The sequence below is a fragment of the Brevibacillus antibioticus genome (assembly GCF_005217615.1).
GTDB classification, from domain to species: Bacteria; Bacillota; Bacilli; order Brevibacillales; family Brevibacillaceae; genus Brevibacillus; species Brevibacillus antibioticus.
Window position 1 is genome coordinate 268,732 of record NZ_SZNK01000001.1, and the last position, 14,818, is coordinate 283,549.

The window sequence follows — 14,818 nt, forward strand, 5'->3', positions numbered from 1 at the left end:
AACTGGCGTTCACCATCGAAGTCCGGTGCTCATGTAGGTCCCCTACACTCCGCTCCTCCTTCTTCAGGTTCTCGCCACTTTCTCGATGCTGAAAAGACGACTCTTTGAACACTTTTTGAACAGGTATTAGTAGAGAGAGTAGGAAAGATGGAGAAGGGTGGAATAGAAGTGCTTGACAGTCAAGTATTGATCCGGGAAACGGACTTTTCCCGACTGGCACATACATGGGAAGAACTCGCGGAAGTAATGAAATCGCAGGGAGACGAAACCACGCCTCACAAGCTTATTCAATTGGCGGCGAAAACAAAGCGCGCTGAACTGAATATTGCGTTTTGCGGACATTTTTCCGCTGGTAAATCAACGATGATTAACACGCTTTTGGGTGTCAATTTGTTGCCGTCCAATCCGATTCCGACAAGTGCGAATGTCGTGAAGATTCGTGGGGGAGAAAAAGCGGCTCGCGTCTTCACTATGAACAGCGGAGTCCTTACATTTGATCCAGATACGGAGATGGAGAAGCTCAAGCAGTTTGCAGTTGACGGAGATACGGTTGAATCCGTAGAGGTCTCTTATCCGGGAACATTCCTTGACGAATACGCCAGCTTGCTCGATACACCGGGTATTGACTCAACGGATGCCGCACACAAAATCGCTACAGAATCTGCTCTGCATTTGGCTGACGTCGTCATTTACATGATGGATTATAACCATGTTCAAGCCGAAGAGAACTTCAACTTTACGAAGACGTTGAAGGACCGTGGCAAGCCGGTTTATCTGGTTGTGAACATGATTGATAAACATATTGATTTCGAATTGGATTTCGATAGTTATAAGGAAAGTGTCGAGGAGGCATTCGCGACCTGGAACATCCATCCAGATGGGATATTTTACACGTCGCTTGCGGAACCCGATCATTCTGAGAACATGTATGCGGAATTTAAGGGCATGCTTGCGCAGTTGATCACTGATCGTGAAAAGCTGGTTGGTACGAGCGTTCGCAGTGCCGCCGAGCATTTGATCGATGAACACATCCAAGTAGTTAGAACAAGTCAGGCAGATCAACGCCAGCAGTGGGAAGCCCAGTTGGATGGTCTGGAAGTAGAAGGCATCGACAGTCGTCATGCAGCGGCTGTGCAAGAAGCTCTTGAGCAGGAGGAAGCGACAGCAGCGGCTTTAGAGCAGCGTGCTGAGGATGCCCGAATGCAGATGGAAAAAGAGCTGAGTGTACTTTTGGACAATGCTCGTTTGACTTATTTCAGCACGAACGAAGCAGCACGAAGCTACTTGGAGAGCCGCAAACCGGGCTTCAAGGTGGGGTTGTTGTTTGCAGGCAAGAAGACAGAGGAAGAGCGCGCACGTCGTGAAGAAGCGCTTCTCGTTGAGTTCCGCGAAAAAGTGGCGGGAAATCTCGACTTCCATTTCAAAGAATGGCTCGGCAAGCAACCGCAAGTGTTCGATTTGCGGAGCGAAGAATATCACGCCAGTGTGCACGCGACCAAGATCGAGATTACAGGCGAGTTCCTGAGCAAGCACATCAAAGAGGGTGCTGCTTCGGATGAGTACGTCCTGAACTACTGTGCGGATATTTCCAGCGGGATGAAGCTCGAATACAGACGAGTGGGTCTCTCCTTCATTGCACAAGTGGTTGAGATGATCAAGGAGCATGTGCGTGTCGAGAGTGCTGCTCAAGGCGAGCGTCTTGGCGTATTACGTGAAATGGCAGCGTTGCATCAAAAGCTGGCAGGACTGGCAGCAAGAGAAGAAGAAACCAAGGGTCGTCTGTTGGCGATTATGCGTGGAGGAGAACAAGTAGCATGAATCAACTACGAGACAAACTAATTGCGGCAGCAGAGCGTCTGCGACGCGCAAGTGAAGAAGTCGTTTCCGTACCAGGGATGCAAGCACAGGCACAGGCGATGCTGGATCGAGCAGATCGCCTGACTGCCAATCGTTTTACCGTTGCGCTGTTTGGCGCTTTTAGCGCAGGAAAATCCTCATTTGCCAATGCCTTGATGGGCGATCTCGTGCTGCCTGTATCGCCGAATCCGACGACAGCAGCGATCAACAAAATTATGCCGCCTACAGATGAACGCCCGCATGGAACTGTGCGCGTCGTTTTGAAGGAGCGCGAAGCAATCGAGCAGGATGTCATCCGTTCACTCGCTGTGTTTGGACTGGTTGCAACTGATCTGGATGGGGCGTTGGCTGAGCTCGGCAAGATCGACGTCGCCCAAATTCCGCCTACGGCAAAACCGCATTTCACCTTTTTGAAAGCTGTTACAAAAGGTTTGCCAGAGATGTCGGCTCATCTGGGTGGCGAACTGCTGGTGGATATGCAGGCATTCAAAGGCTTTGTGGCAAAGGAAGAAAAAGCTTGTTTCGCAGAGTACATCGAGCTGTTCTATTCCTGCCCGCTGACAGACCAGGGCATCGTTCTTGTTGATACGCCTGGTGCGGATTCCATCAATGCACGTCACACAGGTGTGGCGTTCGAATACATGAAAAACGCGGATGCGGTCCTGTTCGTGACGTATTACAACCATGCCTTTGCACAGGCTGACCGCGAATTTTTGCTGCAAATGGGGCGCGTCAAGGATACGTTTGAAATGGACAAAATGTTCTTTGTCGTCAATGCTTGTGACCTCGCAGCGAATGAAGAAGAATTGCAGGGTGTCCTTACCCACGTAGAGAAAAACCTCCTATCGTGCGGCATTCGCCTCCCACGTATTTATCCGGTATCCAGCCAGACTGCTCTGTTGGCACGGATGCATGAAAAAGGCAAGCTGGCAGCTTCTGCGGAGAAAGTATACCGCCAGCGCACGAATACGGCTGAAGGCGAGCCGCTGATGCCAGCAGATGAAGCATTCAAGTTCTCGGGAATGGCGTCGTTTGAAGCAGAGTTCCTCCGCTTTACCATTGAAGAGCTGACGCAAATTGCTGTGAATGCTGCAATCGGTGAAATCCGTCGCGCCCATGATACCTTGACAGAATTCATGCGTATGGCACAGTCCGGAGAAGACGAGCGTCAGTTGCGCAAAGAAGCAGCAAGCAACGCCAAGACACAGGCTCTATCAGCTGTTGAAGCACTGTCTACCGCTTCGTTCGAACGCGACTTGGCAAAAGAACGCGAAGAGCTGCTGTACTACGTTCGCCAGCGCTTGTTCTTCCGTTTCAACGAATTGTTCAATCTCGCTTTTAACCCGGCTGTCATCAAGGACGATGGACGCAACATGAAGCAAGCACTGCAAGGATGCTTGACTGATCTTCTGCGTTCGATCAGCTACGACTTGGCGCAGGAGCTGAGAGCGACTACACTTCGTTTGGAGAAATTCACGAACAAGCAGGGGACATCACTTGTTGCGGCGTGGCAAAAGGATGCACAAGGCTACGCAGCAGGGTTGACTTTGGCACCTTATCAGCAGCGACAGGTGGAAACACTGTCCTTTGCTAACGAACTGCCAGTAGCAGAATCTGCATTTGCATCAGCGATTTCCTTATTCAAAAACACCAAAGACTTTTTCGAGCAGGATGGAAAAGTGAAAATGCGTGAAGAGCTGGAGAAGCGCATGCAAGAACCAGTGAGCGCGTATGTAGAAATCGGAAACAAGCAGTTGGATGAGCAGTTTTCTACGCTGTTCCAAGAGCTGGTAGCGCATGAGCGCAATCGCGTCATCGACCAGATCAACGAGTATTTCACAGGTCTGTTTGCGGCGCTTGAGATGAACGTCGATCTCGACGAGCTGGCTGCAAAAGTGAGTCGTGTGGCGGCTGAGTTGGCGTAATACATTTTCCCACAAGTAAAAAGGGCAGTCCCTGTGTCTTATTCAGACCTGGGATTGCCCTTTTTCGGTAGAAGTGGGAGGAGCACATAACGAGTATGCCCATTCATCACTCTACCCGCAGCAAAATATGCTTGAATCCATCTTCGTCTCGTTCGTGCTGAAAAATAACTGTCCACGTCAATGACTCATCAAAAATGTACATATCCAAGGTGAAGCGCGTGTAGTTTTCTAGCAGATGCTTTGGGTCCATCGTCATTACTTTGTCACGGATCATCTCTTTACCAAACGTGCTGTACCCTTCCCAAAATACGAGTACCTCGCCTTTTTGGAGTAAAAATGTTGCAGCTTCATTTTTTGAAAGCCCTTCTCTGACGATACCCTTATCGTTGTTTTTGAATCTCGCTAATTCCCAGAGAAAACCTCTGTCCTGTGTAATATATCGCTTGTATACAAATCGGCGAAAGCTACAGCTTTCCGTATCAAAAAAGATGGAAACATAACGTTCTTTTAACGACTTAGAACGTTCTTTCTCTAAAGACGGAATCGTACGTGTATTCACAACACCAGGACTATACTGAACTGGCCGATAGGAAAATTGTTGTGTATAGCCGTTTTTTTTGGTCTCTTTGGTAAATAATCCATAGCTCATTTCTTCGATATAATTTGTCCTGGCAAACATATCTAGTTCGTACTGCAATTGACTCTTGTAAAGCTTGGCAAATTCTCCTGCGGGTATCTTTTTCACAAAGCACCCATCTGGAATGTGTTCAATATGACTCACTCTTTTTCCGATGATCGTACCATCTGAATCCCACGCCTCAAATATTTTTTCTGGCTCAAGTACATGCTCGATCTCAGTGAGGCGAGGATTGTAAAATTGTGCGTAATCATCGTCGTGAGAATCAAAATCCAAATCCTCTGGGACCCCAATGACGATTATCTCGTCGAGTTTACATATTTTCAGCCTCATGGTTCCTCCTGTGGTGTGCACGATTCGATTTAAAATGAACGAGTTGTAAATATTTATAGATTAGAACTTAGTATATCATTGAATATATGTAAAATATTGTTTTTAAGTTGATGTGAGTTTGATAAAATCATGCCGCGGTGGGAACACTGTCCTTTGCTAACGACGAACTGCCAGCAAAAGTGAGTCGTGTGGCGGCTGAGCTGGAATAGTTTCGATTTGGTGGGAAAATGAAAAGGGCAGTTCCCGGTCTTGTAATGACGAGGGGACTGCCCTTTTTGGGTTGTTAGGTGGCTCGTGTCACATGATTAATTGGTGCAGGAGCTACCAAATTCCGATCCTCCCATTCCTCACGCAAAATCCCCATCTTAATCGCATCGTAATATTCGCCGCGAACAATCCTTGCTTTGCGTACCCGCGCTTCTTCCACCATTCCCATGTGAGCAGCCAGTTTCATCATCCGTTCGTTGCCGGACCACGTACCAATGCCTAAACGGACAGTATCCATGTGGGTAAACAAGTAGTCGATCCACATTCGAAACGCTTCCCGGCCATAGCCATTCTGCCAGTAACGGGAGTCGTAAATGACGATTCCGATTTCGCACCAGTTCGTCTCCTCAGATACCCAGTAGCGACCGACACTGCCCTTTAGCTCGCCGTCAATCTCAATCATCAGCTCGGTTCTGGGGGCATCTGTCCCAATGAGAGCGAGAGACTCCTGGTAGCGTGGAAGGGCACGATACTCTTCTTTTGTGTACGGATCAAGAGGTTTGTAGGGGCCATTCCAATTGAGATGTTCACGATCTTCTGCTTCGTATTGCCAATAGTAGATCGTATCTATATCTTCTGCTCGAATATCTCGTAGAACGACCTTTTCTCCTTGCAAATGAATACGCATGACTTGTTCTCCTTTCGTTTGGGTGAATCTGGTACAATCATTGTAAAAGAGAACTGCTCCTATACATAGTGACAGTTTGGGAGAGTTGGATAGGGACAGAATGGAGGGCCGCTGATGGAGTACATGCCGGTCATGGATGCACAGAGCAAGGAACCTCTGTATCAGCAGCTATACAAGCAATTGAGCAAACGGATTGCATCGGGAGAGATACCGTCCGGAACCAAGATGCCGTCGATTCGTCAGTTGATGAAAGCAAGCGGCGTCGGAAAAAATACGATTGAGGCTGCCTATCAGCAACTGCTCGCAGAAGGCTACATCGTGAGCCGGGAGCGAAGTGGCTTTTATGCTGCCGAGATCGAGAGATGGTCAGAGCCAGTGGAGCAGGATGAGGAGATTGCCTTGTACTCATCTCTCTTGAAAAAGAAAAAAGGGGAGCATCTTACCTGTCGCTTCAACTTTCACGGTTCTGTCGTCGATACGAAGTCTTTTCCTTACGCTGCATGGCGTTCTTGCATGCTGGAAGCACTGGATGTCTATCCCGAGGATTTTTCTTTTTACGGGGATGATCAAGGAGAGTGGGAGCTCCGAGAAGAGGTCAGTAAATATTTGCGCAGAGCACGTACGCTCATTTGTCGGCCTGAGCATATCATCATCGGCACTGGATTACAGCAGGCTCTCAGCTTTTTATGTCTGCTCTTGGCAGATCGACATCGTGTGGTTGCGATCGAGGAGCCTGGCTATGCAGATGCACGAATCGTCTTTTCCCAGCACGGCTATGAGGTCGTGTCCATCCCGCTAGCGGAAGACGGACTGTCCATTGAAGCCTTGGAGAAAAGCGAGGCAACGGTGGTGTACACGACGCCTGCCCATCAATTTCCGTATGGGATGGTTATGCCAGTCGGTCAGCGTCAGCAATTGTTGCAGTGGGCAAAGAAAAGGAACGGAATCATCATCGAAAATGATTACGATGGTGAATTCCGCTACAATGTACACCCTACGCCATCTTTGCAAGGGATGGATCGGGACGGATGTGTGGTTTATATCGGCAATTTTTCTAAAGCATTTTCTCCAGCACTTCGCTTGGATTACACGGTGCTTCCGCGGCAATTGCTCGGGCGATATTTGGAAGGATTCCAGGCGTATCCTTCTCCGGTTTCCCGCCATTTGCAGCGGAGTATGCAGTTGTTCATGCAAAAGGGCTATTGGGAAAAGCATGTCCGAAAAATGCGCACCGTCTATCACCGCAAGCACGATGCATTGCTTCTGTCGATACAGACCTACATGCCCCGGGAAGTACGAGTTTTGGGACAGTCAGCGGGGCTGCATATTTTGCTAGAGGTAGATACTTCCCGAACGGAAAAGGAGCTGATCGAGCTAGCGCGTGCGTCCGATGTTCGCGTTTATCCGAGCGGCCATAACTGGGCCAACGATCCGACGAATGTGCGACCGCGAATCATCGTTGGATTTGGTGGAGTGGAGGAACAAGACATTGCAGAAGGAATCAGTCGTCTAGCAGAAGCTTGGTTTTCGTTATGATTGGCGCTTTTGCCGGATTTTCTCGTTCCGATGAGTGTCTCAAATAGTTTCAACAGAAAAAAGCAGCCTATGGCGTGGGACAGAGTAATTGTCTAGCGCATAGGCTGCTTGGCTTTTACCAGCAAGGATTATTTCATGCTTTTTTGGTACTCATCAAATTGAGCAGTTACTTCATTCGAAGGCTTACTAGTTAAATGGCTGACAACCACGATGGCGAGCAGGCTAATGGCAAAGCCGGGAACCATCTCGTAGAGGAAGTCCTTCAGCACATCAAAACGAGTCCAGATGATGACGGTAAATGCGCCAGCGACCATACCGGCGAGAGCACCCCATTTGTTCATGCGCTTCCAATAGAGGGAGAGCAGAATGACAGGCCCAAACGAAGCGCCGAATCCGGCCCACGCATATCCAACGAGATCGAGGATCGTGTCATTTTTATTCAAGGCGAGCAAAAAGGCGATGACAGATACAAGCAAGACGGACAAGCGGCCAAAGGTGACCAGCTCTTTGTCAGTTGCAGAACGCTTGAAAAAGGTTTTGTAAATATCCTCGGTCAAGGAGCTGGAGGTGACGAGCAGCTGAGAGGAAATCGTACTCATGATCGCTGCCAAAATCGCCGCCAGCAAAAATCCGGTAATGAGTGGATGGAACAGGATCGTACCCAGCTGGATGAAGATCGTTTCGGGATCGCTCAACGTCCAGCCTTGCTTGGAGTACAGGGCGATACCGACCAGACCTGTCAGCATGGCGCCAATGACGGAGAAAATCATCCAGCCCATACCGATGCTGCGTGCTTTTTTAATCTCACTCGTGGACGTGATCGCCATAAAGCGAACGATAATGTGCGGTTGTCCGAAATAGCCGAGACCCCATGCAAACAAAGAAATGATGCCGAGCAGGCTCGTCCCTTTAAAAATATCGAGCAAGGAGGGATCGACAGCGTGAATCTCGGTAAATGTTTCACCAAATCCGCCCGCTGTAAGAACGGTCACGAGCGGTACGAGAATGAGCGCAATGACCATGATGAGTCCTTGTACAGCGTCCGTCCAGCTTACAGCGAGGAAGCCGCCAAACAATGTGTAGGCAATAGTGACCAATCCAACAATCCATAGCCCCGTTTGATAGCTCAGGTGGAAGGTGTTTTCAAACAACACGCCTCCAGAGACGAGACCGGATGAGACGTAAAAGGTAAAAAAGATCATAATAACAAGGGCCGAGACAAGACGAAGCATCCGAGACCCGTCCCCGAAACGATTTTCCAAAAAAGCAGGAATCGTAATCGAGTTGTTGGCGACCTCTGTATACGAACGAAGGCGGGGAGCGACATACAGCCAGTTGGCATAAGCTCCGAGAGTCAGACCGATAGCAATCCAGGATGCGCTAAGACCTTGGGCAAACATGGCGCCCGGCAGGCCCATCATCAACCAGCCACTCATGTCGGATGCACCCGCGCTGAGAGCGGTTACAGTTGGACCGAGCGACCGACCGCCGAGCATGTAGTCTGTCAGATTGGAGGTACGTTTGTAGGCATAATAGCCGATCAGGAGCATACCTGCCATGTACACAATAATAGATGCGAGCAGCATATTCATTGTCATCACCTCGTTGTGTTTAGTATTTGTGAAAATTATATGAACATCTTACACATTATCATGCCCAATTATAAAAATCTATAAGGAAACACAGAAAATTTTGTAGAAACCCAATAAAAAGTTTTTTAATAACACGAAAAAGCCCGCGATGATGGATCGCAGGCTCTTCTTGAAATATTTTCCTGATTACTGAACTTGAACCTGACCGTTTCCGTCGAGTGTTACTTTGAATTCCTTTACGACAGTAGGCTCCGCACCTTGGTTGTTCAAATCGTGCTTGAGCACTTTGAAAGTACCATCGGCAGAGAGTGTGCCTGTATATTCAACACCAAACATGTCAGATTTGTAAAAGCTGAAGTTCGCAAGCTCGGTCTTTTGCAATTCGTTTACGAGTAACTGACCATCTCCACTGAACATGGCATTACGCAATGCTTCAGAGGATTCGTATTTTTGCTGGAGGTATGTTTGTAGCTGTTTGGCGACTTCAGACTCAGCCAGTTGCTTGCCAGCTTCGACAGCCTGTTTGCCTGTCTCAATCGCTTGCTGACCTGTTTCTACTGCTTGCTGGGCGGTTTGGACCCCTTCGGATAGATCGGAGCAGGCAGTGAGCAGCAGCGCGCATGCAACAATCCATGCTTTTTTCATGTGGTTCACTCCTTTCTAGCGTGACGATTCCTACTTTATTTATTTTACCGTATATCCACTGACTTCGCATCCGCATATGATGAGGTAAGCGTAAGAGCTGCACTGATTACAGGGAGGAAACACAATGATTCAAGGGAAAGTAAAATGGTTCAGCAAAGAAAAGGGCTATGGGTTTATTGAGCGCGATGGCGGATCTGATGTATTCGTACACTATTCTGCGATTACGGGGGCTGGTTACCGGAACTTGGAGGAAGGCGAGCAGGTGGTTTTTGAGATCGTGAATGGGCAGCGTGGGCTGCAAGCCGCCAATGTGGCGAGGAAAATCGTGTAAAAGAGGTAACCTCTTCTAAAAACACATGACGAAGGACTTCCTTCGATTCAAAAACGCCGTCATACCTGTACAAGGCAGACGGCGTCTTATTCATGTCACATAGCGTTCGAGATTGATCAAAGGTTGTTGTAGAGAAAGACGGACAATGCAATGACCAGAACGATCGTAATCATGCCGTAAATGATCAAAAGATTGCGGGAACGTTGTTTAAAGTCCCGCACTTTGGATTCGGATGGGTTCATTCCGATTTTTATGGTAACGACGAGACCTATAAGAACAAGTACAATGATAGCAATAATGAAAGGCAAAATACTCATAACAGCCAGTCCTTTCTGTATGGCACAGTCATCCTGCTGGATAGAAACGAGGATGCATGCGATAGCTTACCTCGATCATATACCGACCGCACAAAAATGTTGCCATCCACTTGGGGATTATTTTGACCATCCACTTGCTGTGAATGCATCCGCTAAGCGCGAGATTGCCTCAGGGATCTGATCTGTGGTAGCTCTGCCAAAGGTGAAGCGGACATATCCTTGCTCTGCCCCGAAAAGATGTCCCGGAACGAAGACAACTCCCCGTTTAACTGATTCTGTGAGAAGAGTTTCGCCGCTCCATTCCCCTTTGAAATTACACCACAAGTGAATGCCTCCCTCTGAACCGACCATTTCTACTTGATCACCGAACTTGTCTTGAAGCGAGGAGACAAGCTGATCGTGCCGTAAGGACAGCTCTGTTCGCAAAAGATCGATGTGACTCGCAAACTGAGGCGATCCGAGAAAGCGATTCGCCAGCCATTGCGGAAAAATGCTGTGTCCAAAATCAAACTGCTGTTTCGCGTCTGCCAGTCTTTCCATGACAGTAGGTGGCCCGACGATCCAGCCGATTCGCAGACCTGAGGCGACGATTTTGGTCAAAGAGCTGATGTAGAGCACTGTTCCGTGTTGATCGAGCGATTTTAAGGTGGGGACGGGCTCTCTCGAAAAACTGGTCAGGCTGTATGGATCATCCTCGATGATTGGAATCCCGTTTTTATAGGAGAACGCGAGCAATTCCTGGCGCCGCTCCAATGAAAGTAGTGTCCCTGTCGGGTTTTGGTAATTCGGATTTAGAAAAACCATTTTGACGCGGTGCTGACGGTGGAGCTGGGCCAAGTGCTTCGGGTCGATTCCGTCTCGGTCTACAGGCAGCGAGAACGTACGCAAGCCAGCAGAATGAAAAAGCGGCAAGGAATAACAATAAGACGGCTCCTCAATGGCAACCGCATCCCCTGGCTTTAACAAGCATTGAACGACGAGATGAAGGGCCTGCTGCGCTCCTGACGTGATCATGATCGAGGTAGCGGGTGCTTCGATGCTTCGCCATGCTTTCATATGGAGACTCAATGTCTCTCGTAAAGCCCAATTGCCCTGCGGATGATCATAGCCGAGATGGGCCGGGAAGTCATCGGGGGTCATGAGCTGCTGGAGCGTTTGATTGGGGACGAGATCGGTCGAGAGCTCGCCACTCGCCAAATCGATCAAGTCATTTTCCTGTGTTTCACGACGGATTTTGCGAATTAACGGTAAATTCGGGCGAAACGACCCCGACTCTGTCAAATGACGCCAGTTCGGAACGCGGGTCCGTGCCAGTCCCCAAATATCTTGGCTGACGATGGTGCCACTTCCTTGTATGCGCTCGATCATGCCTGCTGCTTGCAGCTCATCGTACGCAGCGACGACGGTCGAACGGTTAACGTTCAGTTCTTTGGCCAGCGTGCGCTCCGAGGGCAAATAGCTGCCAGGACCGAATTCACCACTGCTGATTCTTTGCTCGATTTGCTCTGCTATTTGTTTATATAAAGGCTTTGTAGGAACAGAAGATTTGCCATCCATCACGAATCCCGCTTTCTATATTTATTACTCGTGCCGTAAAACCCCTTGCTTTAGCTATGGGGATATAAGGTACTTTGCTCTGCATCCCCTGTAGGGGGTGCTAAGGAAGTGGTATAATTAACCATGGGTGATGGTTTTGAGTAGATCAGTGGAAAGTAACCACAATGTCGTATTTGACTGTAAATATCACGTTGTTTTCTGTCCGAAGTATCGTAAAAAGGTTTTGAAAGAGCCAGTAGACATTCGATTAAAAGAGTTGTTTCTTGAAAAGGCAGTGGAACTACGTGAAGTTGTTGAAATGGAAATCATGCCTGATCATGTTCATTTGCTCATTAAATGCGATCCGCATTTCGGAATCCACCGAGTCGTAAAACATTCTCTCAAAAGCAGACTTCCCTCGCTATGGACAAACTCCTACTTTGTTGCAACGGTTGGCACGGTGCAACTCGATGTGATTAAGAACTACATGGAGTCTCAAAAAGAAAGGAATGATTGAACTTGCATAGAGCCTACAAATTCCGTTTGTATCCAAACAAAGAACAAGCAACACTCATCAACAAGACAATTGGATGTACTCGCTTTGTATTCAATCACTTTCTTGCGAAACGAAAAGATGCTTACGAACAAGAAAACAAAACGTTGAATTACAACGACTGTTCTGCTTTGCTCACGCAACTTAAAAAAGAAATCGGATGGTTGAAAGAAGTGGACTCCACTGCCCTACAATCAACCTTAAAAGATTTGGATTCCTCCTACAAAAAGTTTTTCAAAGAGAAAAAAGGCTATCCCAAATTCAAGAGCAAGAAGAACCCAAAGCAATCCTATACATGCAAGATGAACATCAAAATAAAAAGCAATCGCATCAAACTTCCTAAGCTGGGATGGGTATCGTTTGCTAAATCCAGAGAAGTTGAAGGGCGAATCCTATCGGCTACGATTAGATGCAATCCTTCAGGTAAATACTTTGTATCCGTATTGTGTGAAACGGAGAGTCAATTACTCCTACAAGTGGAACGAACAGTTGGGATTGACCTTGGGATCAAGGATTTCGCCATTCTCTCTACTGGTGAGAGGGTAGCAAATCCCAAATACTATCGCAAGTATGAAAAGCAACTGGCGAAGTGGCAACGGATTCAATCTCGTAGACAAAAAGGCAGCAACAACCGGAACAAGGCGCGTACCAAAGTAGCTCGACTCCACGAAAAAATTGCAAATACCCGTAACGATTTTCTACATAAGTTGTCAACCAAGCTGATTAACGAAAGCCAAGTGATCTGTTTGGAGGACTTGCAAGTGGAAAATATGGTCAAAAATCACAAGTTAGCCAAATCCATTGCAGATGCTTCGTGGTCGATGTTTCGTACGATGCTGGAGTATAAGGCAGAATGGTATGGAAGAAAGGTCTCCATTGTGGGAAAACAATTTCCTTCAAGCCAGCTCTGCTCAACGCCAAACTGCGGATACCGCAACAAAGAAGTGAAAAGTCTTAACTTGCGCAGTTGGATATGCCCGCACTGTGGCGTACAACATGATCGTGACCAAAACGCTGCGATCAATATTGAGCAAGAAGGACTTCGATTGTTGGCGTAGTCAACTAAACTGTGGGACACACAGGGATAGCTTGGTAAAATTCATTCCGTTAGGAGTGACTACCTAAGAATCCCCCGCCTTTAGGCATGGGGAGTGTCAACCATTTATTATAACATGACATTCCGACCTTTCCTTTTCGTCTGGGTTAGGTAAAATAGATGAGATGGAAGGAGAGATGGACGATGAAACAATACCTGGATTTGTGCCAGCGCATATTAGATGAGGGTGTCACAAAAGAGGATCGGACAGGCACCGGAACGACCAGTGTTTTTGGGCATCAGATGCGTTTTGACCTGAGTGAAGGCTTTCCCATGGTCACGACGAAAAAGCTGCATATGAAATCGATCATCCACGAATTGCTCTGGTTTTTATCGGGTGATACCAATGTCCGCTACTTGCAGGAAAACGGCGTGCGAATCTGGAACGAATGGGCCGATGAAAACGGAGATTTAGGCCCGGTATACGGAAGCCAATGGCGTTCCTTTACGGGACGCGATGGCAAAACAGTGGACCAGATTCAATGGGTCATTGATGAGATCAAACGCAATCCGGACTCTCGCCGCTTGATCGTTAGTGCGTGGAATCCGGCTGAATTGGACAAGATGGCATTGCCGCCATGTCACCTGCTGTTCCAGTTTTACGTAGCGAATGGCAAGCTGTCCTGCCAGCTGTATCAACGCAGTGGCGACACATTTTTGGGTGTGCCGTTTAATATCGCTTCCTACGCGTTGCTGACGCATATGGTGGCGCATGTCACAGGGCTTGAAGTGGGCGATTTTGTTCATACGATCGGAGACGCTCATCTGTATCTCAACCATATCGAGCAGGTCAAGCTACAGCTCACTCGCGAGCCGAAACCACTGCCAAAGCTCGTGCTCAATCCAGATGTGACTTCGATTTTTGACTTCACATACGAAGATATAGAAATCGTTGGCTACGAATCCCACCCGCACATCAAAGGCGAGGTGGCCGTATGATCAGCCTGATTGTTGCCTATGCCCGCAACCAAGTCATCGGAAAAGATGGCGACATGCCATGGCATCTACCTGCTGACTTGAAAAATGTGAAGGAATTAACGACAGGCAAAACGATCGTAATGGGACGCAAAACGTTCGAATCGATCGGCAAGCCGCTGCCTAACCGCAGAAATGTCGTTCTGACACGCAGCCAGGAATTTCACCCTGAAGGTGTAGATGTCGTTCATACGAAGGATGAAGTGCTTGCCATGGGTGATGTCATTATCTTTGGCGGCTCGGAAATTTATCGCCAGTTCCTCGATGTCGTTGATCGTCTGTACATTACAGAGATCGATTTGGAAACAGAGGGCGATACGTTTTTCCCGGCATGGGATCGCAATGCTTATATCTTGGTGGACAAGCGTGAGGGTATCGTGGATGAGAAGAACGTTCATCCGCATGCGTTTTGCGTGTATGAGCGAAAAAATAGCTGATAAGCAAAAATGCCTCGATGCTGAGGCATTTTTTTTGTTCTTTTTTTACCTCTTCTACTAGGTCGTTCGTCATGTGAATACTCGACATATGTGTGGAGCCAAACGCATATATAACGATAGGAAATAGCAGGGACGAACCTAAGGAGGTGATCG

Annotated in this window: 14 protein-coding genes; 8 read left to right on the top strand and 6 right to left on the bottom strand. The window is 48.0% G+C overall.

Annotated elements, in window-relative coordinates:
* The first annotated feature begins 147 nt into the window (after positions 1 to 147).
* Both E8L90_RS01235 and E8L90_RS01240 read left to right on the top strand, forming a co-directional pair.
* Positions 148 to 1,818, top strand: coding sequence for a dynamin family protein (locus tag E8L90_RS01235; RefSeq protein WP_137027647.1), 1,671 nt, complete (start codon positions 148 to 150; stop codon positions 1,816 to 1,818).
* Positions 1,815 to 3,782 (top strand): dynamin family protein, encoded by a 1,968-nt coding sequence (locus E8L90_RS01240; RefSeq protein WP_137027648.1) that lies wholly within the window; start codon positions 1,815 to 1,817, stop codon positions 3,780 to 3,782. Before E8L90_RS01235 ends, E8L90_RS01240 begins: the two co-directional genes overlap by 4 nt.
* 106 nt (positions 3,783 to 3,888) lie before the next feature.
* Here E8L90_RS01240 and E8L90_RS01245 read toward each other — a convergent pair whose 3' ends face one another.
* Positions 3,889 to 4,752 (bottom strand): hypothetical protein, encoded by an 864-nt coding sequence (locus tag E8L90_RS01245; RefSeq protein ID WP_137027649.1) that lies wholly within the window; start codon positions 4,750 to 4,752, stop codon positions 3,889 to 3,891.
* A gap of 283 nt (positions 4,753 to 5,035) precedes the next feature.
* Positions 5,036 to 5,647: a GNAT family N-acetyltransferase gene (locus tag E8L90_RS01250; protein ID WP_137027650.1), complete on the bottom strand. Its 612-nt coding sequence runs from the start codon at positions 5,645 to 5,647 to the stop codon at positions 5,036 to 5,038.
* 114 nt (positions 5,648 to 5,761) lie between these two features.
* On the opposite strand from E8L90_RS01250, the gene pdxR (E8L90_RS01255) reads away from it, so the two are divergent.
* Complete coding sequence (gene pdxR, locus E8L90_RS01255; protein ID WP_137027651.1) at positions 5,762 to 7,183, top strand: MocR-like pyridoxine biosynthesis transcription factor PdxR; 1,422 nt, start codon at positions 5,762 to 5,764, stop codon at positions 7,181 to 7,183.
* A 128-nt stretch (positions 7,184 to 7,311) separates the two neighbouring features.
* Here the strand turns inward: pdxR (E8L90_RS01255) and putP are convergent, their stop codons facing one another.
* Both putP and E8L90_RS01265 read right to left on the bottom strand, forming a co-directional pair.
* On the bottom strand, positions 7,312 to 8,775 hold the full coding sequence (gene putP, locus E8L90_RS01260; RefSeq protein WP_425267095.1) for a sodium/proline symporter PutP: 1,464 nt from the start codon (positions 8,773 to 8,775) through the stop codon (positions 7,312 to 7,314).
* A 186-nt stretch (positions 8,776 to 8,961) separates the two neighbouring features.
* Positions 8,962 to 9,420 (bottom strand): hypothetical protein, encoded by a 459-nt coding sequence (locus E8L90_RS01265; protein WP_137027653.1) that lies wholly within the window; start codon positions 9,418 to 9,420, stop codon positions 8,962 to 8,964.
* A gap of 124 nt (positions 9,421 to 9,544) precedes the next feature.
* Between E8L90_RS01265 and E8L90_RS01270 the strand changes: the two genes are divergently transcribed.
* Entirely contained in the window at positions 9,545 to 9,751 is a 207-nt protein-coding gene (locus E8L90_RS01270; RefSeq protein WP_137027654.1) for a cold-shock protein, read from the top strand.
* A 116-nt stretch (positions 9,752 to 9,867) separates the two neighbouring features.
* Here the strand turns inward: E8L90_RS01270 and E8L90_RS01275 are convergent, their stop codons facing one another.
* Positions 9,868 to 10,068, bottom strand: a complete 201-nt coding sequence (locus tag E8L90_RS01275) for a hypothetical protein (RefSeq protein ID WP_137027655.1) — start codon at positions 10,066 to 10,068, stop codon at positions 9,868 to 9,870.
* 117 nt (positions 10,069 to 10,185) lie between these two features.
* Positions 10,186 to 11,625, bottom strand: a complete 1,440-nt coding sequence (gene pdxR / locus E8L90_RS01280; RefSeq protein WP_137027656.1) for a MocR-like pyridoxine biosynthesis transcription factor PdxR — start codon at positions 11,623 to 11,625, stop codon at positions 10,186 to 10,188.
* 136 nt (positions 11,626 to 11,761) lie between these two features.
* On the opposite strand from pdxR (E8L90_RS01280), the gene tnpA reads away from it, so the two are divergent.
* The 4 genes from tnpA to E8L90_RS01300 all read left to right on the top strand — a co-directional run bounded on the left by tnpA (position 11,762) and on the right by E8L90_RS01300 (position 14,665).
* Complete coding sequence (gene tnpA / locus E8L90_RS01285) at positions 11,762 to 12,121, top strand: IS200/IS605 family transposase (protein WP_137027657.1); 360 nt, start codon at positions 11,762 to 11,764, stop codon at positions 12,119 to 12,121.
* 2 nt (positions 12,122 to 12,123) lie between these two features.
* Positions 12,124 to 13,215 carry an IS200/IS605 family element RNA-guided endonuclease TnpB gene (gene tnpB, locus E8L90_RS01290; protein WP_137027658.1) on the top strand — a complete coding sequence of 364 codons (1,092 nt, stop codon included), beginning with the start codon at positions 12,124 to 12,126 and terminating at the stop codon, positions 13,213 to 13,215.
* A gap of 182 nt (positions 13,216 to 13,397) precedes the next feature.
* On the top strand, positions 13,398 to 14,192 hold the full coding sequence (locus E8L90_RS01295) for a thymidylate synthase (RefSeq protein ID WP_137027659.1): 795 nt from the start codon (positions 13,398 to 13,400) through the stop codon (positions 14,190 to 14,192).
* Positions 14,189 to 14,665 (top strand): dihydrofolate reductase, encoded by a 477-nt coding sequence (locus tag E8L90_RS01300; RefSeq protein ID WP_137027660.1) that lies wholly within the window; start codon positions 14,189 to 14,191, stop codon positions 14,663 to 14,665. The genes E8L90_RS01295 and E8L90_RS01300 overlap by 4 nt, the downstream gene beginning before the upstream one ends.
* Positions 14,666 to 14,818: the final 153 nt, after the last annotated feature.